The sequence below is a fragment of the Microbacterium sp. MTN4-26 genome, from assembly GCF_042846595.1.
Taxonomy (GTDB): domain Bacteria; phylum Actinomycetota; class Actinomycetes; order Actinomycetales; family Microbacteriaceae; genus Microbacterium; species Microbacterium luteum.
Genome location: NZ_BTGO01000004.1, coordinates 43,685 through 62,685, shown reverse-complemented (window position 1 = coordinate 62,685; position 19,001 = coordinate 43,685). Strand labels below are relative to the sequence as shown.

The following is a 19,001-nucleotide window of genomic DNA, read 5'->3' as shown; positions in this document are numbered from 1 at the left end:
CGTGCCCGACAGGGGCGTCAGGACCCGCCGGTGCAAGGCAGGCCAGATAGATGATCTTCTATCCGTTTCACATAGAAGCTAATCTATGTGAACGCGTGGTGAACGCAGCCCAGCTATTCGGAGGCGATTGCGATGCCGTCGTGGACCCGACGCCCCTCAGCGGTGAGGAGATACTGCTCGCCTCGACGAGCCACCCAGCCGAGATTCTCCAGCCGCCACAGAACCTGGCCGCTCATGCGGGGAAGGGCGGACCTGTGGCGGGGACTGATGGTGGAGTGCTGCCGCGCCCACTCGGTCGCGATGTGCTCGACGCTGATCGGTCCGTGGTCGGCAACGATGGCGAGGACGGTGCGGCGCACGCCGGTGAGATGTCGGCGGATGAAGTCCGCGTCTGGGGAACCGTCAGTCACGATTCTGCCGTGCTTCTCCGCTCGATGAGGAGGGTGTCTCGCCACTGTCCCGCTTGGGCACCGAGGCGGGACCGAGCGATTCTTTCCCGGCGGCCCACTACCCGGAACCCGGCGGCGACATGCAGTTGGAGGCTGGCGCTGTTCTCCGGGAAGATGCTCGACTGAATCGTCCAATACCCGGCCGATTCCGCGCCCGTGATGAACGCGGCCAACAGCGTTCGTCCCATGCCCTGACCGCGGTAGTCACGATCGACATACACAGAGTGCTCGATCACACCCCGATATGCTTCCCGGCTCGACACTTGCGACGCCGCCACCCAGCCGCGAACCCTGCCGCCGTCATCGGCGGCGACAAGACGGGGAGTGGGCAGTTTGCTGGTGGTGAACTCTTCCCAGGTCGGCGGGTGCGTCTCGAAGGTCGCATCGCCCTCATCGATTCCCTGCCGGTAGATCCTCTCCACGTCGGGCCAATCCGCTGGGACGAGGGAGCGGACGTCTGTCACGAACAGCAACCGCTAGCTGACCCGAGGTCTGTGGAGCAGACGCCCGTGGCGGGGAGGACCAGCTCGACCTGGGTGGCGGCAGCCATGTCGCCGGCCAGCCACGCGGTCACCGACCGGACCTGCTCGTATCCAGTCGTGAGCAGGAACGTGGGGGCGCGACCGTACGACTTCATCCCGACGATGAAGAACCCGCGCTCCGGGTGGGTGAGCTCACCGAACCCGTGGGGTTCCACCGTGCCGCAGGAGTGCACGTTCGGATCGATGAGCGGGGCGAGCCGCTTGGGGGCCTCGACGATGTCGTCCAGTTCCAGGCGAACCTCGCGCAGCATGTCCAGGTCGGGCCGGAACCCCGTCGCGTTGACCACGATGTCGGTGGTGTGCGTCACCACCTCGCCGTCTCGATGACCGATCAGTTCCACCGCGGCGTCCACCCGGCCCGCACGGATGACCTCGAATCCGTCGACCAGATTGATGTCACCGCGGTCCACCGCGCGATCCACGCGCGCGCCCAGGTGAGCGCGCCCGACGAGTTCATCGTCCGGCGACGAGGACACCCGTACAGCCTGCCCGTTGCGAATCAGCCAGGACACCGTCGTGCCTTCCTCCTCGCGGGCAAGTGACACCAGCCCGAGAAGTGTGTTCGCAGCAGAGTGCCCAGCACCGACGACGGTGACGTGCTTGCCTGCGAAGTGGGCGCGGTCACGGCCGAGCACGTCGGGAAGTGCCGGCATCACGTGGCCGGCGATCTCGCCCAGTCCCAGAAGTTCCAGCCCGCTGGAAGCCAACGAGTTCGGTGATGAGTAGGTGCCTGACGCGTCGATTACCGCGCGCGCCGCAACCTCGGCAACGTTGCCTTCGGTATCGCGCGTGCGGATGACGAACGGTGTCGCTTCCCGCCCGCGACTGCGCGTGCGATCCATTCCTTCCCGGGACACGGCAGTCACGTGCACCCCCGTCCGAATCCTCGATGCGATCTCCTCTAGCTGAGCCAGTGGGTCGACGTACAAGTCCACCAGCTCGGCTCCCGTTGGCGCCCGATCCGGTGAAGGAAGTTCCCAGCCTCGTGCTTCCAGAAGGCGACGCGACGCCGGATCCACCAGGTGCTTCCACGGCGAGAACAGGCGAGTATGTCCCCACGCCCGCACGCTCGCGGCGACCGTCTCGCCCGCCTCGAGAACCACGAAGTCGATACCGCGCTCTACGAGATTCGCAGCCGCAGCCAACCCGACCGGTCCTGCACCGATGATCACCACGGGCAGCGTCGCCAGACGATCGCTCACAGCGACACGCGGCGTGAGATCCAACAAGGTCATGACCACTCCTTCAATACATCGACAAGCTTCGATGTTTATTCCTACTCGCCCTATAGATCCCTGTCAATATCGGCTATTGTCGATGCATGGTCACCACGCTCGACGTCACCGACATCACTGCCATCGCCGAGACCGGCGCTGATAGCTGCTGCACCTCGCTCGTTCGTGAACCGATGACTGCGGAGGAGGCCGAGTCCCTCGCTCTGACCATGAAGGCTCTGGCAGACCCTGCCCGCCTGCGGCTGCTTTCCATCGTTGCCGCATCCGAGAACTCGGAAGCCTGGGTGTGCGACCTGATCGAACCCATCGGCCTCAGTCAACCGACCGTCTCGCACCACCTGAAGGTCCTCACCGCGGCGGGGTTCCTCACCCGTAGCAAGCGCGCAACCTGGGCCTATTTCACTCTCGTACCGGGGGCTCTCGACCGGGTCTCGCGCTTCTTCGCCACCGCATAAGACCCAGCCACTCCGCGGAAAGCATCGACGCCTGTCGATATTCTGCTACGCTTCATATCGAAGTTCATCTATGAATGAGGAGTGAAGTGAGCACGACTACCGCGCCCGCCCGTCTGGGAACACTGGACAGATACCTGCCCGTATGGATCCTGCTCGCCATGGGCGCAGGTCTTGCTCTTGCCGTCCTCGCCCCCGGTTTCGGAGAGTTCCTTCACGCGGCGTCGATCGGCACCATCAGCATCCCCATCGCCATTGGACTGCTGGTCATGATGTATCCCGTCCTCGCCAAAGTGCGGTACTCCGACGCAGCGATCGTCGCCCGCGACAAGCGGCTACTCATCTCCTCGCTCGTCCTCAACTGGCTCGTCGGCCCCGCGCTGATGTTCGCTCTCGCCTGGCTGCTCCTGCCCGACCTCCCCGAATACCGCACCGGGCTGATCATTGTTGGCCTTGCCCGCTGCATCGCGATGGTCCTCATCTGGAACGATCTCGCCTGTGGCGACCGCGAAGCAGCAGCCTTCCTCGTCGCCATCAACTCCGTCTTCCAAGTGATCGCGTTCGCCGCTCTCGGCTGGTTCTACTTGCAGATCCTTCCCACCTGGCTGGGCCTCTCCACAACCAGCGCCGAGTTCTCCATCTGGGCCATCACCCTCAGCGTGCTCGTTTTCCTCGGTATCCCCTTACTCGCTGGGTACCTCTCCCGCCGCATCGGAGAACGCCGCCGCAGCCGCGCCTGGTACGAAACGGTCTTCCTCCCCCGGATCAGCCCACTCGCCCTCGGCGGCCTCCTCTTCACGATCGTCATGCTCTTCGCCCTTCAAGGGCAGCAAGTCATCGACCGTCCCCTCGACGTCGCCCGCATCGCCCTGCCCCTCCTGGCCTACTTCATCGCGATGTTCCTTATTGGGTTCGGGACTGGCAAGACCATCGGCCTGAGCTACGAACGCACCACGACGCTCGCTTTCACGGCCGCCGGCAACAACTTCGAACTCGCTATCGCCGTCGCTATCGGCACCTTCGGCGCCACCAGCGGGCAAGCTCTGGCTGGCATTGTCGGTCCCCTCATCGAAGTCCCGGCGCTCGTCGGACTTGTCTACGTCGCCCTCTCGTTGCGCGGTCGACTTTTCCCCGCCACCAACGAGGATCTTCACATCGATCGCCGACGCGTGCAGGACATCACCACTTGAGCCCTCGGCAGCAGCAGCACTGTTGCCCACCATTGAAGGAACACTCATGATCTGTTATGAACACGCCACTCTGGACATCGCCGTTCCCGCGGTTGCCGTCTGTCCTCACTGCGGCGCCGCTCTCTGCACCGAGCATCTCCACAAGTGCGAGAAGGAGTCATTCTTCAACAACGTCGTCGGCAACCCTCGCCAGCTCGCGCCCAAAAGGGAGATGTGCTGCGCTTCCTGCGCCCAATCCCAATCGTCAGCACCGGCAGCACCTCACCGGTGTCGGGGTCGACCTCGCATTCGTCGACGAGCGGGTGCCCGAACATGACCTCGTAGTCGGCGAGGGCGAGCTCGATCGCGGCGATCGCGTCGTACTGGTTCGCGGTCGGCGAGACGTGGAACGGGTGCTCGAGCTTGGGGTACCAGTCTCGGCACCCCGCGATCCGCCACGTCCCGCCGGTCGTGGTCTCGAACTCGCTGAAGTCCAACTGCCAGACCTGGTTCGGGCCTGTCGGGTTCTTCGCGAACGCGGCCTTGCGATCCTTCGCCAGCTCACGCCGCTGCTTCTGATACTCCGACGGCAGGATCAGCCCGTCATCGCGCAGCAGCCGCAGCACCGGTCGCCTGCGACACCTTGTGGCCGTCGTGACGGGTCAGCGCCCAGATCTTCCGGTGCCCCCACGCCGGCTTCGCCAGCGCGTGCTTGGTCACCAGGTCCCGCGCCGCGTCCCTCGCGGGCTGCGGCCACGGCCCCTTCGGCGGCTGCTCCTGCTTCGCCTTGGCCTGCCAGCGACGCCAGGTGCGTTCGGGCATGTCGATCAGCCTGCAGAACCTCGCGGTCGACATGCCCGCCTCGATGCGGATCACCTCGAGGTCCTCGAAGGGCCCAACCGGCCCTCCGCCGACTTCTTCCACACCCGGATCTCGACCGCGGAGTTCCCGCTGACCCGTGCGGGCTCAGGACCCGCCGCTCGCCGCTTCAGATGCCGTCGACGCGTGCGTGGCGGCCCAGCTCGCGAGGAGGCGGAGCTTCTCCTCGGCGGCGCTGCCCTCCTCCGCGGCATAGATCATCAGCGACAGGCCGGGTTCCGTGATGACCTCGGTGCCGACCATGTGCAGCGCGAGGTCGCCGACGACGGGATGCACCGCCACTTTCATGCCGGCGTCGTGGCGGTGGACCACCGCGTTCGCCCAGCGGTCGCGGAAGACCTCGCTGCGCGTGGAGAGCTCGCCGATGACCTCCGTGATCCGCTTGTCGTACGGGTTCCGGCCGGCCTCGTGCCGGAGGACGGCGACGGTGCCGTCGACGGCTTTGATCCAGTCGGGATAAAAGCTCTGTGCAGCCGGATCGAAGACGTTGAAGATCGCGATGTTGGGCGTATCGGGCGCCTTCGCGAACATCGGGGCGTAGTACGCGCGGCCCAGATCGTTCGCGGCCAGCACGTCGAGGGCGCCGTTGCGCACGAAGGCGGGCGCGGTCGTGATCGACTTCACCGCCGCGAGGATTCCGGGCCGCAACGAGGGAGACGCCGGCTTCGCGCGTCGTGCCCGGGGGCTGGCCGACGCGGCACGGGCGAGGTTGGCGAGGTGGTCGCGCTCGGTGTCATCGAGCTGGAGGGCGTCGCCGAGGGACTCGAGAACCTGATTCGAGACACCTGCGACATCCCCTCGCTCGAGACGCGCGTAGTACTCGGTGGAGACCCCCGCGAGCATCGCGACCTCTTCACGGCGAAGACCCTTCACGTGACGTCGCCCTCCGAAGTGCGGCAGTCCGACGTCTTCGGGCTTCAGTCGGGCACGACGCGCCGTCAGGAAGTGGCGAACCTCGGTGCGGTAGTCCATGCCCTCACGCTACGTCGCCATCCGCGCGCAAACCAGGTACCCGCAGTACACGCAGAACCAGACTCTCGCCCGCAGCCTTCCCCTCTGATCGGGTAGCAGAGAAGGTACGACCGCACCGATCGAAGGAGCACCATCATGACCGATTCGCCCACCACCGGTTGGACCGGCGGCCAGCAGGCGTTCGGCGATCTCGCCCCGGCCCTGGCCCACTACACCGACAAGGTCCTCTTCGATGAGGTGTGGGAGCGCGAGGAGCTCTCCAAGCGCGACCGCAGCCTCATCACCATCGCTGCGCTCACCGCGATGGGAAACACCGACCAGCTCGGCTTCCACATCCCCTTCGGCATCGCCAACGGCCTGACCCAGGACGAGGTCATCGAGGCGATCACGCACCTCGCGTTTTACACGGGCTGGCCCAAGGGATTCTCCGCCATGGGCGTGGCCAAGAAGGTCGCCGCATCAGCCGGCGACGACGCCTGACAAAGAGGAAGGGTCCGCTGCATCGCAACGGACCCTTCCTCTTACGGCTTCGCAGTGACTTCGAACGCCGCCGCGCGTGCCTGCTCACTCAGCATCGGCGCGAGGTAGGCGCTGCCGGCGTATTTCGCCCGGTAGGCCTCGTCGATACGGTCAGCGAGCTCGATCGGGGCGGGGGTGAAGGTCACATCCACCGCTCGAGAGCCGGAGGTGACGCGCCCCGCACGACGGGCGAGCACCCCGCGGTACCACCGCCCCTCCGTCCCCATATAGGAGCGGATGAACAGGCGCCCGTCGACCAGCACCGACCAGATCGGCACCGGCCGGCTGTACGTGCCGTCGGAGCGCCGGCTCGACACGCTGAGCTCGCCGCGTCGGCCCACGCCCTCGAGCGCATCGTGCTCGCCCGTCACCGGGTCACTTCCCGCTGTAGACCGGGAAGAACGAGAACTCGCCGTACTCGCGGTGCTCCAGCCCGCGGAGCGTGGCCATGTCCTCCTCGGAAATCGTGAAGTCGACCTGGGCGTTGTCGCGCATGTGCGCCGGGTTCGCCGTCTTCGGCAGCGACACCGTGCCGAGGTCGAGGGTGTAGCGGATGCACAGCTGCGGCACGCTGACGCCGTACCGCTCGGCCATCGCGGTGACCTCGCTGTTCTTCATCATCTCGCCGTGCGCCATGGGGGAATACGCCTCGACAAGGATGCCCTTGCCGGTGCAGTACTCGATGAGCTCGGCCGGGGTGTTTCCGACGTGCACCAGCAGCTGGTTCACGTGCGGGACCACACTCGCGCCTTCGAGCAGGCTCTCGATGTCCGCCTGCTGGAAGTTCGAGACGCCGATCGAACGCAGCTTGCCGGCCGCGAGGGCTTCTTCGAGCGCACGCCAGGCGGCGCGGTTGCCCTCGGCGTAGTCGCCGCCGCGGAAGTCATCCCACGGCTGCGGGCTGTGAATGAGCATCAGGTCGATGTACTCGAGCCCCATCGTGGCAAGCGAGGAATCGATCGCCGCGACCGCGCCCTCGTAGTCCTTGATCTCGGCGGCGAGCTTCGTCGAGACGAAGAGCTCCTCGCGCGGCACGTCGGCGGTGCGCACGCCCTCACCGACGCCTCGCTCGTTGCCGTACGCCTGTGCGGTGTCGATGTTGCGGTAGCCGGCGGCGACGGCATCGCGCACGGCCTGCGCTGCCTTGTCGTCGTCGATGAACCAGGTGCCGAGCCCGAGCTGGGGGATCTCGACGCCGTTGGACAGGGTGTAGGTCTCGTCGGTGATCATGCGTTCTCCTTCGTCGTAGGGAGGGTGTTGTAGTACTCGTCGTCGACCGGCTCGTGCCAGATGTTGTCGACATCGTCACCGGGCACGGAGATGGCGACGTGGCTGAACCACGAATCGGCCTTCGCTCCGTGCCAGTGCTTCTGGCCGGCCGGAACCTGCACGACCGAGCCAGGCTCGAGACTGACCGGCTCTTCGCCCTCGGCCTGGAACCAGCCACTGCCGGCGACGGCGAGGAGGATCTGCCCGCCCCCGCTGCTCGCGCTGTGCACGTGCCAGTTGTTGCGGCACCCGGGCTCGAACGTCACGTTCGCGACGAACATCCCGAGATCCGCCAGGGGAGCGAGGTAACTCTGCCCGCTGAAGTACTGCGCGAAGGCGTCGTTCGCGGCGCCGAGAGGAAACAGGCTGTCGAAGTCTGAATCGGTCATGATGGGTCTCCTTCCGACCAGTCCCACCAGACAACTCTGGTCGCCGGCACGGGGGAAGGACCTGTCACGACGCGTACTGGCAGTACGTGGGAAGACCCGAGAGGGTGCGCCTCGCTCCGGCGAAGGCGGCTCGTGCGGTCAGGCGGTCACGTGCATCGGCTGACTCACACCATCGCCGACCACTCGCGGGCCATCACGACCACGGCGCACGCGAGCGCCGAGACGGCCATCGCGCCCATGAGCCACGCCATCGCACGGTTGCGGGTGCGCGCCTGCCCGACGGTGACGGCCACGACGACCATCGCCGCGAACAGCGACGCGGTGAGCACGAGGCCGATCGTCGGAACGAGGATCTGCAGCTGCAGCATCCCGATGAACAGCGCGATGCAGATCGCCGCGAAGATCGCCCCGGGGATCAGCCATCGTCTGCGCCCGCCCCCCTGCAGCGATCGCTGAGAACGCACCCGGGTCGGATCCGAATCGGCCATCGTCGACCTCCCTTCCTCGCGCGGCGACGCTACGCCCGCGTGTGCGCAGGCCGCACCGGGGTTGACACCCGCCGCGCCGGCATCGAGACAGAGGCCCTGATCAGTAGACGTCGCGCACGTAGCGCTTCTCGCGAGCCATCCGTGCGAAGTACTCGGTCGCGTCGTCCTCGTCGAGACCGCCCCAGGTGCGGGCGACCTCGATCAGCGCACGATGCACGTCGCTGGCCATGCGCGTCGCGTCGCCGCACACGTACACGTGACCGCCGTCCTCGAGCCACGACCACACGTGCGAGCCCTGCTCGCGCAGGCGGTCCTGCACGTAGACCTTCTGCCGCTGCTCCCGCGAGAACGCCAGACTCAGCCTGGTGAGCAGACCGTCGCTCTGCCACGCCTCGAGCTCGTCGCGGTAGTAGAAGTCCGTGGCGGAGTCGCGCTCGCCGAAGAACAGCCAGTTGCGGCCCGGATGCGCGAGCGCCCGCCGCTCCTGCAGGAAGCCGCGGAACGGCGCGATCCCGGTGCCCGGGCCGATCATGATCATCGGCGCCGTCGGGTCCTCGGGAGGGCGGAAGTGCTTCGTCCGCTGCACGAAGACCGGAACATCGGCGCCGTCGCCGTGATCGGCGAGGAAGGTCGAGCACACGCCGCGGCGCGGTCGCCCGAGGTGCTCGAACCGCACGGCGGAGACCGTCAGCTCCACCTCGCGCGGACTCACCAGGGGGCTCGACGAGATCGAATACAGCCGCGGCTGCAGCCGTCCGAGCACGCCGAGCCACTCCTCTGCGCTCGCCGAGACGGGAAGCTCCGCGAGCACATCCACCGCCTGTCGCCCCCACAGCCACTTGTCGAGGTTGAGCGTGTTGCCCCCGCGCAGCAGGGTCGCCAGCTGACGGTCGCCGGTGCGTTCGCCGACGAACCGCAGGAACGGTCGGCCCACGTTCACGATCTCGAGGTGACGCGTCGCCGCCTCGCGCAGCGCGATCGACCCCACCCCGTCGAGATCGACGGGAGTGTCGCCGTCGAGACCGGTCGCCGACAGCCACGCGTCGACCGCGGGCACGCTGTTCACCGGGCGCACCCCCAGGGCATCTCCCGCGCGGTAGGTCAGGTCGTCGTCAACCGCGAGTGAGAAGCGGCGCACGTCTTTGGACGACGCCGCAGCGCTCAGCCGCTCGTTGCAGGTGAGCCGGGTCACCAGCGGCGAGGCGCGAGAGTACCGCTTCGCGGTGTCGGGGGCCCCGAGGGGTGTCCGGTCCGCCGTGGTGGCCGCCGGCGCCGCATCCGTGCCGAGGGCCCGGACGACGGCGTCGTACCAGTGGGCCGGCGCCTCGTCGGTGTCAGGATCGCAGTCGACCCGCGGCACGAGCCGCTCGGCGCCGAGCTCGGCGAGGCGTTCGTCGACGCGTCGTCCGTGCCCGCAGAACGTCGAATAGCTCGGATCGCCGAAGGCGAGCACGGCGAAGCGCACCCCCGGCATGCGCGGTGCCGCGTCGGCCGACAGTGCGCGCCAGAACGCGTCACCGTTGTCGGGGGCGTCGCCGTCTCCGAACGTGCTGCTGACGACCAGCACGAGCGGCCGCTCCGCGATCTGCTGCGGAGAGGTGTCGTCCATGCAGACGAGATCGACGTCGTGCCCGTCGGTGCGCAGGCGCTCGGCGATCTGCGCGGCGTGGTCTTCGGCGGTGCCGGTCTGCGACGCCCACAGCACCAGCACCGACTCGCGGTTCCCGGCCACCGCGGCGGCCGCGGGCGCGGTGCGACGCGCCAGCATCCCGTTCAGCCACGCTCGATCGGTCGAGGTGAACGGCGCCGCGTCAGGCAGGGTCGCGAGACCGCCGCCCTCCTGCTCCTGCGCCCACAGGAAGCCCTGAAGATAGGCGCTCTGCTCGGGGGTGAGCACGGGCGGCGGCGCGGGGTGCAACCCCAACGCGGTGACCGCCGTTGCGGGCTCTCCGGCGTCGTGCGCAGGGTTCGGCGAGGTCGACTCGACGGCTGGCTCCACCTCGAGCGACACCGGGACGGAAGCCTTCGTCACCGCGACGGCGGCGATCTTGAACTCGGGCTGGAACGACAGCGGATCGACCGCGTCGTTCGTCACGGCGTTCACGGCCAGGTACTCCCCGTACACGTCGTTCCAGTGGAACGGGGCGAACAGCGCCCCGCGCTGCACGCGATCGCTCACCGCGGCCGGCAGCACCGCGCGACCTCGCCGCGACGCGACCTCGACCGCGTCGCCGTCGGCGACCCCCAGCCGTGCGGCGTCGTCGGGGTGGATCTCCACGAACGGCTTGGGGTTCAGCGCGTTCAGCTTGGCAACCTTGGCGGTCTTGGTCATCGTGTGCCAGTGGTGGGGGAGACGCCCGGTGTTCAGCACGAACGGGAAGTCGTCGTCGGGCATCTCGCGCGCCGGCATGTGGGGGCGCGGATGGAAGATCGCACGCCCGCTCTCGGTCGCGAACGCCAGCGCGGGCACTGTTCCGTCGTTGCCCGTGCGCAGCGGGCTCGACGTGCCGTCGTTGACGTAGCGGATCGGATGCCGGCCGTCGCCGTCGCCGCTCTCGGGCGGGGACGGCCACTGCACCGGGGTGCGCGCCAGGCGGCCGTAGTCGACGCCGCGCAGGTCGTACCCGGTCTTCGGGTTCGAGAAGGCGCGGATCTCCTCGAACACCTCCGCCGCCGAGGCATACGAGAACGCCTCTCCGTAGCCCATCGCGGTCGCCACCCCGGCGATGATCTGCCAGTCGGGCATCGCGTCGCCGACGGGATCGGCGGCCTGGTTCAGCAGGGTGAGCGTGCGCTCGGAGTTGACCGAGACCGAGGTGGACTCCGCCCACAGCGCCGCCGGCAGCAGCACGTCGGCGTAGGCGTTGGTCTCGGTCTCGACGAACACGTCCTGTGTCACGACGAGCTCGCAGGCCTCGAGGCCACGGATCACCGTGCCGCGATTGGCGACCGAGGCAACGGGGTTGGTGCAGATGATCCAGCTCGCGCGGATGTCTCCGTCGGCCATCTTCTCGAACATCTCGACCGTGCCGCCGCCCACCCGAGTGTCGATCGCGCCGTCCGGCAGGCCCCACACGTTCTCGACGAACGCCCTGTCCTCGGCCGACACCACGCTGCGCTGGCCCGGCAGCCCCGGGCCCATGTAGCCCATCTCCCGCCCGCCCATGGCGTTGGGCTGTCCCGTCAGCGAGAAGGGGCCCGCTCCCGGGCGGCAGATGGCGCCGGTGGCCAGGTGCAGATTGATGATGGCGTTGGTGTTCCACGTGCCGTGGGTCGACTGGTTCAGCCCCATCGTCCAGCACGACATCCACGCCCCGGCCTCGCCGATCCAGCGGGCCGCGGTGCGCAGGTCGTCTTCGGACAACCCGGTCAGCTCGGCGACGGCGTGCACCGGATAGTCGGCGAGCAGCTCCGGCATCCGCTCCCACCCCTCGGTCGAGGCGGCGATGAACTCCTCATCGAGCGCACCGTCCTCCTGCAGCAGGCGCAGCAGGCCGTTCATGAGCGCGAGGTCGGTGCCGGGGGCGATCGGCAGGTACAGGTCGGCCTTGTCGGCCGTCGCCGTGCGCCGCGGGTCGACGACGATGAGCTTCGCGCCGGCCTTGACCCGATCCATCATCCGCAGGAAGAGGATCGGATGCGTCTCGGCCATGTTGGAGCCGATCACGAAGAAGACGTCGGCGTGGTCGAAGTCGTCGTACGAGCCGGGCGGGGCGTCGGATCCGAGCGACAGCTTGTAGCCGGTGCCCGCGCTGGCCATGCACAGGCGCGAGTTGGACTCGATGTTGTTGGTGCCGATGAAGCCCTTCGCGAGCTTGTTCGCCAGGTACTGCGCCTCCAGCGACATCTGACCCGACACGTACAGCGCGACCGCATCGGGGCCGTGCTCATCGATCACCGCCCGCAGACGCCGCCCGGTCTCGGCGATGGTGTGGTGCGTCGGCCGCGGCTCGAGAGGCGCGCCCCGCTCCGGCCGCGCCATCGCCGTCTCCACACGACCGCCGGCCGAAAGCATGTCGGCGCTCGTGGCGCCCTTCGTGCACAGCCGGCCGCGGTTGGTCGGATGCTCCTTGTCACCGCGCACCTTCACCACGCGCCGGCGGCCGCTCTCCGGATCCACCGCGACATCGAGCACCATCCCGCAGCCGACCCCGCAGTAGGAGCAGGCCGAGCGCACCGAGGTCGTCGGCGTCAGGGGAAGGGAGGATGTCACGGCGGACCCGTCTCAGATGCGCACGCCGGCCCGCCGGCCGCCGCGCAGGTAGACGATCCCGGTGAGGGCGAGCATCACCGCATAGGCGACGACGAACCACGACAGGCCCGCCTCGTACCCGCCGGTCGCGGTCTTCGAGGCTCCGAGCGCCTGGGGGATGACGAACCCGCCGTACGCGCCGATCGCGGAGATCATCCCCAGTGCCGCCGCAGCCTTGCGCTGCGATCCCATGTCGCCGGCGGTGCGGTGCGCGTCGGCGGAGCCGGCCCGCCAGGCGAAGACCGTCGGGATCATGCGGTACGTCGCCCCGTTGCCGATGCCACTGGCGGCGAAGAGCACGAGGAACAGTGCCAGGAACAGCCAGAAGCTGCCGAGTGGAAGAGTGAGGACCACCGTCACGACCACCACGGCCATGACCGCGAACGAGGCCATCGTCATGGCGGCTCCGCCGAAGCGGTCGGCCAGGCGCCCGCCGTAGGGGCGCGACAGCGATCCGACGAGGGCGCCGAGGAAGGCGAGCGACAGCGTCGCCGACCCCACCTGGAAGGTCGAGAACGCCGGGAACTGGTCTGCGATGAGCTTGGGGAAGACACCCGCGAAGCCGATGAAAGAGCCGAACGTGCCGATGTAGAGCACGGCGAGCACCCACAGGTGCGGCTCGCGCAGCGCCGCGAGCGACGCGGCGACATCGGCCCGCGCGTGCGACAGGTTGTCCATGCGCAGAGCCGCACCGATCGCGGCGACGAGGATGAGCGGCACCCAGATCCAGCCGGCGAGGGGCAGATTGAGGGTGACACCGGCACCGATCGTGATGGCGATCGGCACGATGAACTGCGCGACCGATGCGCCGAGGTTGCCGCCGGCCGCGTTCAGGCCGAGCGCCCACCCCTTCTCGCGCTGCGGGTAGAAGTAGGTGATGTTCGACATCGACGACGCGAAGTTGCCGCCGCCGACACCGGCGAGCGCCGCGACGGCGAGCATCACGCCGAAGGGCGTGTCGGGGTTGCCGACGCACAGCGCGAGTCCGATCGCGGGGAGGAGCAGCAGGAGAGCGGAGATGATCGTCCAGTTGCGGCCGCCGAACTTCGGCACCATGAAGGTGTACGGGAAGCGGAGGGTGGCGCCGACGAGGCTCGGCATGGAGATGAGCCAGAAGGTCTGCGCCGTGTCGAACGAGAACCCGGCGGCCGGCAGCGCGACGACCACGATCGACCAGAGCTGCCAGACGACGAAGCCGAGGAATTCGGCGAAGATCGACCACCGCAGGTTCCGTGCCGCGATGGGCCGACCGACGGTGTCCCACTGCGCACGGTTCTCGGGGTCGTAGCCGTCGAGCCATCGCCCGGGCCGGGCGACGATCGGCGGCGCTGTCGATGTGTCGGCGGGTGGTGTCGCGACGTGAGTGGGTCGTTCGTCGAGGGAGGTCATGCGGTACTCCTCAGAGGGCTCGAGGCGGGGTGGAGCGTCGGATGAGGGGGGTGCGGCGACGTCGTCAGTGGACGATGTCGGTCGGCCGGTCGTATCGATCGACCACGATCTGGACGAGCTCGGGAGGGACGGGGCCGTCGGCGGTCAGGAGCGGAGGGGTGGTGACGTCGGCCCCGGCGCGGGCCGCGAGATCGGCGAAGTAGCCGGGCGCCAGCAGATACGTCGAGACCACGACGCGTCCGGGCGTCGAGGCGCGCACCTCGGCGACCGCGTCGGCGACGCGCGGACGGGCGGCGGAGATGAACGACGTGGTCACCGGCCGGCCGAGCTCGGCCGAGAGCATCTCGCCGGTGATGCGGCAGTCGTCGACGGCCCGTTCGTCGCTCGATCCCGCCGCGGCGAGCACGACGGCGTCATCGTCTCGCAGACCCGCTTCGCGCAGCCGTCGAGCGAGCACGGTCACGAGCCGTCGATCAGGACCGAGAGCGCGTGTCACCGTCACCTCGCGGTCACTGCTCGCGGCGGCTTCGGCGAGATCCACGTGCACGTGGTAGCCGGTCGAGAGCAGCAGCGGAACGATCGTCGCCGACGATTCCGGAGTGAGGCCTGCCAGCACGCTCGGCACGTCGGGCTGCTGCACGTCGACGTGAGCATCCGCCACCGACAGCTCGCTGCGCGCCGCGCGGACCGCATCGACCAGCGCGGCCACGGCGCGGCGTCCGTCGGGGTCGGAGGTGCCGTGGGATGCGGCGACAAGGGCGCGCGCCGGGGCGACCGAGATCGAACCGTCCGTCTCACGCACCCGCCACACCGGAAGGCTCAGCGCGCCGGGCTTCGTGTAGCACTCGCCGGTCTCCAGGTCGAAGACGTCCTTGTGCAGCGGGGAGGCGATCGTCGCACGGTCACCTCGAGAGCCCACGATCCCGCGCGACATCACGAAGGCGCCGGTCGCGGGGTCGGCGTTGGAGACGGCCGCGATGCGTCCGTCGGGAAGCAGGAAGACGGCCACCTGCTGGGCGCCGATGAGAGCAGCCTCGCCCCAGCCGGCTTCGAGATCGCTCCGGCGGCAGACCGGCGTCCACACGGTCGACGGCGCCGAGCTGTCGAGGATCGCGGGTGTCGTGTTCACGTCGTCGACTGTAGGAAGCGCAGGTTTCCTGCCGTGTGCCCCTGCCGTGTCGAGGTCGTAACGGTTCCCTCACGCGCCGCATTCGCCCACGTGAGGCGCCCGTCACACGACGTTACGGAGGCGCAACAGCCGTGGAACCGCGTCTGCCTAGTGTGGTGCCCACGCCCGTTCGGACGGGGTCGATCGATCCCGTTCCGAACCCAGCAACGAAGCGAGAATCGCATGAGCCAGACACGTCACGTCATCGTCGTCGGCGGGGGCCCCGCAGCCCACCGCCTGGTCGAGTCGCTGCTCGCCCGCGACGACGACGCCCTGCAGATCACGGTCTTCGCCGACGAACCGCATCGTCCCTACGATCGCGTGGCGCTCAGCCGACGCCTGGACGGCTCGCACGACCTGACGCTGCCGACCGCGGTGTGGGAGCACGAACGCGTGACGCTGCGCACCGGAGAGCGCGTGGAGGCCATCGATCCGAGCGCGCGCACCGTGACGACATCCGACGGGGTGACCGGGTACGACGAGCTCGTGCTCGCCACGGGATCCTCCGCCGCGGTGCCGGCCATCGAGGGGTGCGAATCCGGCCGCGTCTACCGCACCGTCGACGACGTCGACGCCCTCGTCGAGGAGATCTCGGTCTTCTCCGCGCGCCACGGCCGAGCCGCCAACGTGCTCGTCGTCGGCGGCGGCCTGCTCGGGCTCGAGGCCGCCGGGGGAGCGGCGCGGCTGGGGGCGAACGCCGCGATCGTGCACTCGGGCCGGTGGCTGATGTCGGCGCAGCTCGACGAGGGCGCGGGGCAAGCGCTCGGCCGCATCATCGCCGCCGCCGGCATCCGGCTGCACCTCGGCGTGCGGCCCGCTTCCATCCTCACCGGTCCGTCCGGCCGCGTGCTGGGGGCGAGCCTCACCGACGGCACGTCGGTGAGCGCCGACATCGTCGTGTTCTCGATCGGCATCACCGCCCGCGACGAACTCGCTCGGGATGCGGGTCTCACCCTCGGCGCGCGCGGAGGGGTGGCCGTCGACGACACGTGCGCCGCGAGTGCGCCCCACGTGTGGGCGATCGGCGAGGTCGCCGCGATCCGCGGCGAGGCGACCGTGGGCCTCGTGGCGCCCGCGAACGCGATGGCCGAGGTGGTGGCCGACCGCATCAGCGGCGGCGAGGCGCGCTTCCCCGGCGTCGACGACGCGACCAAGCTCAAGCTCGCCGGCGTCGATGTGGCGAGCTTCGGCGACGCGATGGCGCGCACCGAGGGGGCCCTCGAGGTCGTCTATGCCGATCCCGCGCGCGGCCTGTACCAGAAGCTCGTCGTCTCGGATGACGCCAAGACCCTGCTCGGCGGCATGTTCGTCGGCGACGCTGCGCCCTACTCGACCCTGCGTCCGCTGCTCGGGCGCGAGCTCGGCGCCGAGCCGAGCGCGTTCCTCGCCGCCGCCGGCGCCGAGCCCCCCGCGGGTGGCGAGCTGCCCGACGACGTGCAGATGTGCTCGTGCAACAACGTCTCGGTGGGTGAGGTGCGTCACGCGGTGCGCGAGGGATGCACCGACCTGGGGGAGCTGAAGGCGTGCACGCGTGCCGGCACGCAGTGCGGGTCGTGCGTGCCGCTGGTGAAGAAGCTGCTCGAGACCGAGCTCACCAAGGCCGGCGTCGAGGTCTCGAAGGCCCTGTGCGAGCACGTGTCGCTGAGCCGGGCGGAGCTGTTCGAATCGGTGCGGATCCTCGGTCTCTCCAGCGCCGAGGCCGTCTTCGCCCGGTTCGGCACCGGGCTCGGCTGCGACATCTGCAAGCCGGTGATCGCCTCGGTGCTCGCCAGCCAGACCAACGGGTACATCCTCGACGCGGGGCAAGGACCCTTGCAGGACACGAACGACCGCGCCCTGGCGAACATGCAGCGCGACGGCACCTACTCGGTGGTGCCCCGCATCCCCGGCGGAGAGATCACGCCGCAGAAGCTCAAGGTCATCGCCGAGGTCGCGGAGCAGTTCGACCTCTACACGAAGATCACCGGCGGCCAGCGGATCGACCTGTTCGGCGCCCGGCTCGAACAGCTCCCGGAGATCTGGCGCATCCTGGTGGATGCCGGCATGGAGTCGGGTCAGGCCTACGGCAAGTCGCTGCGCACGGTGAAGTCGTGCGTGGGTTCGACGTGGTGCCGCTACGGCGTGCAGGACTCCGTCGGCATGGCCGTGTTCCTGGAGGAGCGGTATCGGGGCCTTCGCTCCCCGCACAAGTTCAAGCTGGGGGTCTCCGGATGTGCGCGCGAGTGCGCCGAGGCGCGCGGCAAGGACATCGGCGTGATCGCCACCGAGCAGGGCTGGAACCTCTACGTGGGCGGCAACGGCGGCTACCAGCCGGTGCACGCGCAGCTTCTGGCCAGCGACCTCGACGACGAGACGCTGGTGCGCTACATCGACCGCTACATCATGTACTACATCCGCACCGCCGACCGGCTGCAGCGCACGGCGCGGTGGCAGGAGGACCTGCCCGGCGGCCTGGACCACGTGCGTGACGTGGTGTGCGAGGACTCGCTCGGCCTCGCCGCCGAGCTCGAGGCCGCGATGGCCTCGCACGTGGGCACGTACCGCGACGAATGGGCAGCGACCCTCGCCGATCCGGAGCGCCTCAAGCGCTTCCGCTCCTTCGTCAACGCCCCGTCGACGCCCGACCCCGGCATCCGCAAGGTCTCCGAGCGCGGCCAGAGCCGCCCGGCGTTCGCGCACGAGCGCGTGATGCTCGCCGGCCCGGTGATCCCGGTGCGGGATGCGGCCGCGGAGGAGGTGGGCTGATGCGCGCCGAGATCGACCTCGCGGGGCGCCTCGTGCTCGTCGTCGGCCGCGCCGACCGCGCTCGCCGCGCGGTCGCGCGATACCGCGCCGCCGGTGCGAGCGTCGAGGTCACGGACGCCGACACCGCGCTCGCGCGCCTTGCGGGTGCCGTCGGCGACCAGGCGGTGCCGGGTGTCATCGCGTGGGTCGAAGGCGACGAGCAGGCGCGGGATCGCTTGCGACACAGCGCCCGGATCGCCCGCGCCGTGATGCTCTCCGACGACCCCGTCGCGCCCACGCCGCGCGGGCACGTCAGCCTGATCGGCAGCGGCCCGGGCGATCCGGAACTCATGACCATCGCGGGGCTGCGCGCGCTCGCCGAGGCCGACGTCGTGCTTCATGATCGGCTCGGCCCCTCGCACGTCGTCGCGGAGTACGCGCCCGGTGCGCTCTTGATCGATGTGGGAAAGACACCCGGACACCACGCGGTTCCCCAGCGCGAGATCGAGCGGATCATGCTCGAGCACGCCGCGCGCGGCCTGCGGGTGGTGCGGGTGAAGGGCGGCGACCCGTTCGTGTTCGGGCGAGGGGGCGAGGAGGTCGTGGCGTGCCGTGCCGCGGGCGTTCCGGTCACCGTCATCCCGGGCGTCAGCAGCGCCGTGGCGGTCCCGTCGGCGGCGGGCATCCCCGTCACCCACCGCGAGGTCTCCCGCGCGTTCACCGTCGTCTCCGGTCATGCGCCGTTCTCGGAGGAGGAGCTCGGGCACCTCGTCGGGCTCGGCGGCACGCTCGTGGTGCTCATGGGCGTGGGCACCCTCCCGCATCTGGCGGCCGGCCTGCAGCGGCACGGCATGGCTGCCGATATGCCTCTCGCGATCCTCGAACGCGGATTCTCGGCCGCCCAGCGGGCGGTCGCGACGACGGTGGGTGAGGTGGTCTCGCTGCTGCCAACGGTCAAGCCGGTCTCGCCGGCCGTCATCGTCATCGGCGAGGTCGTGGGTGTCACCGGGCCGGTGGGCTGGGGGATCGGTGAGATCCTGTGCCAGGATGAGGCTCTCGCGGCGCCCGAAGCTCGCGCCGCCGATCTCGCCATCTGACCCGGGAG

General features: G+C 69.2%; 18 protein-coding genes. 5 read left to right on the top strand and 13 right to left on the bottom strand.

Annotated elements, in window-relative coordinates:
• Positions 1-113: 113 nt before the first annotated feature.
• The 3 genes from ACGG9C_RS04420 to ACGG9C_RS04410 are packed head-to-tail and all read right to left on the bottom strand — an operon-like array spanning position 114 to position 2,226.
• Positions 114-410, bottom strand: a complete 297-nt coding sequence (locus ACGG9C_RS04420) for a hypothetical protein (RefSeq protein ID WP_390178283.1) — start codon at positions 408-410, stop codon at positions 114-116.
• A complete protein-coding gene (locus ACGG9C_RS04415; protein WP_390178282.1) occupies positions 407-913 on the bottom strand; it encodes a GNAT family N-acetyltransferase in 507 nt (168 codons plus the stop codon). Before ACGG9C_RS04415 ends, ACGG9C_RS04420 begins: the two co-directional genes overlap by 4 nt.
• On the bottom strand, positions 910-2,226 hold the full coding sequence (locus ACGG9C_RS04410; protein ID WP_390178281.1) for an FAD-dependent oxidoreductase: 1,317 nt from the start codon (positions 2,224-2,226) through the stop codon (positions 910-912). The genes ACGG9C_RS04415 and ACGG9C_RS04410 overlap by 4 nt, the downstream gene beginning before the upstream one ends.
• Positions 2,227-2,312: 86 nt before the next feature.
• Here ACGG9C_RS04410 and ACGG9C_RS04405 point away from each other — a divergent pair, with 86 nt between their 5' ends.
• Both ACGG9C_RS04405 and arsB read left to right on the top strand, forming a co-directional pair.
• The gene (locus ACGG9C_RS04405) at positions 2,313-2,681 is read left to right on the top strand and encodes a metalloregulator ArsR/SmtB family transcription factor (RefSeq protein ID WP_390178280.1); all 369 of its coding nucleotides are present in this window, start codon (positions 2,313-2,315) and stop codon (positions 2,679-2,681) included.
• Positions 2,682-2,755: 74 nt separating this feature from the next.
• Positions 2,756-3,868: an ACR3 family arsenite efflux transporter gene (gene arsB, locus ACGG9C_RS04400; RefSeq protein WP_390178279.1), complete on the top strand. Its 1,113-nt coding sequence runs from the start codon at positions 2,756-2,758 to the stop codon at positions 3,866-3,868.
• Positions 3,869-4,032: 164 nt separating this feature from the next.
• On the opposite strand, the gene ACGG9C_RS04395 is transcribed toward arsB, so the two are convergent.
• The 3 genes from ACGG9C_RS04395 to ACGG9C_RS04385 all read right to left on the bottom strand — a co-directional run bounded on the left by ACGG9C_RS04395 (position 4,033) and on the right by ACGG9C_RS04385 (position 5,698).
• Positions 4,033-4,473 (bottom strand): hypothetical protein, encoded by a 441-nt coding sequence (locus ACGG9C_RS04395; protein ID WP_390178278.1) that lies wholly within the window; start codon positions 4,471-4,473, stop codon positions 4,033-4,035.
• Positions 4,451-4,723: a hypothetical protein gene (locus ACGG9C_RS04390; RefSeq protein WP_390178277.1), complete on the bottom strand. Its 273-nt coding sequence runs from the start codon at positions 4,721-4,723 to the stop codon at positions 4,451-4,453. Before ACGG9C_RS04390 ends, ACGG9C_RS04395 begins: the two co-directional genes overlap by 23 nt.
• 90 nt (positions 4,724-4,813) lie before the next feature.
• Complete coding sequence (locus tag ACGG9C_RS04385) at positions 4,814-5,698, bottom strand: helix-turn-helix transcriptional regulator (protein ID WP_390178276.1); 885 nt, start codon at positions 5,696-5,698, stop codon at positions 4,814-4,816.
• A 135-nt stretch (positions 5,699-5,833) separates the two neighbouring features.
• On the opposite strand from ACGG9C_RS04385, the gene ACGG9C_RS04380 reads away from it, so the two are divergent.
• Positions 5,834-6,178 carry a carboxymuconolactone decarboxylase family protein gene (locus tag ACGG9C_RS04380; protein ID WP_390178275.1) on the top strand — a complete coding sequence of 115 codons (345 nt, stop codon included), beginning with the start codon at positions 5,834-5,836 and terminating at the stop codon, positions 6,176-6,178.
• A 41-nt stretch (positions 6,179-6,219) separates the two neighbouring features.
• On the opposite strand, the gene ACGG9C_RS04375 is transcribed toward ACGG9C_RS04380, so the two are convergent.
• From ACGG9C_RS04375 to nirD, 7 genes are all read right to left on the bottom strand, one after another.
• Positions 6,220-6,588: a DUF2255 family protein gene (locus ACGG9C_RS04375; RefSeq protein WP_390178274.1), complete on the bottom strand. Its 369-nt coding sequence runs from the start codon at positions 6,586-6,588 to the stop codon at positions 6,220-6,222.
• 4 nt (positions 6,589-6,592) lie between these two features.
• On the bottom strand, positions 6,593-7,447 hold the full coding sequence (locus ACGG9C_RS04370) for an aldo/keto reductase (protein WP_390178273.1): 855 nt from the start codon (positions 7,445-7,447) through the stop codon (positions 6,593-6,595).
• Positions 7,444-7,875 (bottom strand): cupin domain-containing protein, encoded by a 432-nt coding sequence (locus ACGG9C_RS04365; RefSeq protein ID WP_390178272.1) that lies wholly within the window; start codon positions 7,873-7,875, stop codon positions 7,444-7,446. The genes ACGG9C_RS04370 and ACGG9C_RS04365 overlap by 4 nt, the downstream gene beginning before the upstream one ends.
• Positions 7,876-8,039: 164 nt before the next feature.
• Positions 8,040-8,363, bottom strand: coding sequence for a hypothetical protein (locus ACGG9C_RS04360; RefSeq protein ID WP_390178271.1), 324 nt, complete (start codon positions 8,361-8,363; stop codon positions 8,040-8,042).
• A 100-nt stretch (positions 8,364-8,463) separates the two neighbouring features.
• Positions 8,464-12,576: a molybdopterin-dependent oxidoreductase gene (locus tag ACGG9C_RS04355; RefSeq protein ID WP_390178270.1), complete on the bottom strand. Its 4,113-nt coding sequence runs from the start codon at positions 12,574-12,576 to the stop codon at positions 8,464-8,466.
• Between the two features lie 12 nt (positions 12,577-12,588).
• Entirely contained in the window at positions 12,589-14,004 is a 1,416-nt protein-coding gene (locus ACGG9C_RS04350; protein WP_390178269.1) for an MFS transporter, read from the bottom strand.
• Between the two features lie 64 nt (positions 14,005-14,068).
• Complete coding sequence (gene nirD, locus ACGG9C_RS04345; RefSeq protein ID WP_390178268.1) at positions 14,069-15,133, bottom strand: nitrite reductase small subunit NirD; 1,065 nt, start codon at positions 15,131-15,133, stop codon at positions 14,069-14,071.
• Positions 15,134-15,355: 222 nt separating this feature from the next.
• Between nirD and nirB the strand changes: the two genes are divergently transcribed.
• Both nirB and cobA read left to right on the top strand, forming a co-directional pair.
• Positions 15,356-17,917: a nitrite reductase large subunit NirB gene (gene nirB, locus ACGG9C_RS04340; protein ID WP_390178267.1), complete on the top strand. Its 2,562-nt coding sequence runs from the start codon at positions 15,356-15,358 to the stop codon at positions 17,915-17,917.
• The gene (gene cobA, locus ACGG9C_RS04335; protein WP_390178266.1) at positions 17,917-18,993 is read left to right on the top strand and encodes a uroporphyrinogen-III C-methyltransferase; all 1,077 of its coding nucleotides are present in this window, start codon (positions 17,917-17,919) and stop codon (positions 18,991-18,993) included. The genes nirB and cobA overlap by 1 nt, the downstream gene beginning before the upstream one ends.
• Positions 18,994-19,001: the final 8 nt, after the last annotated feature.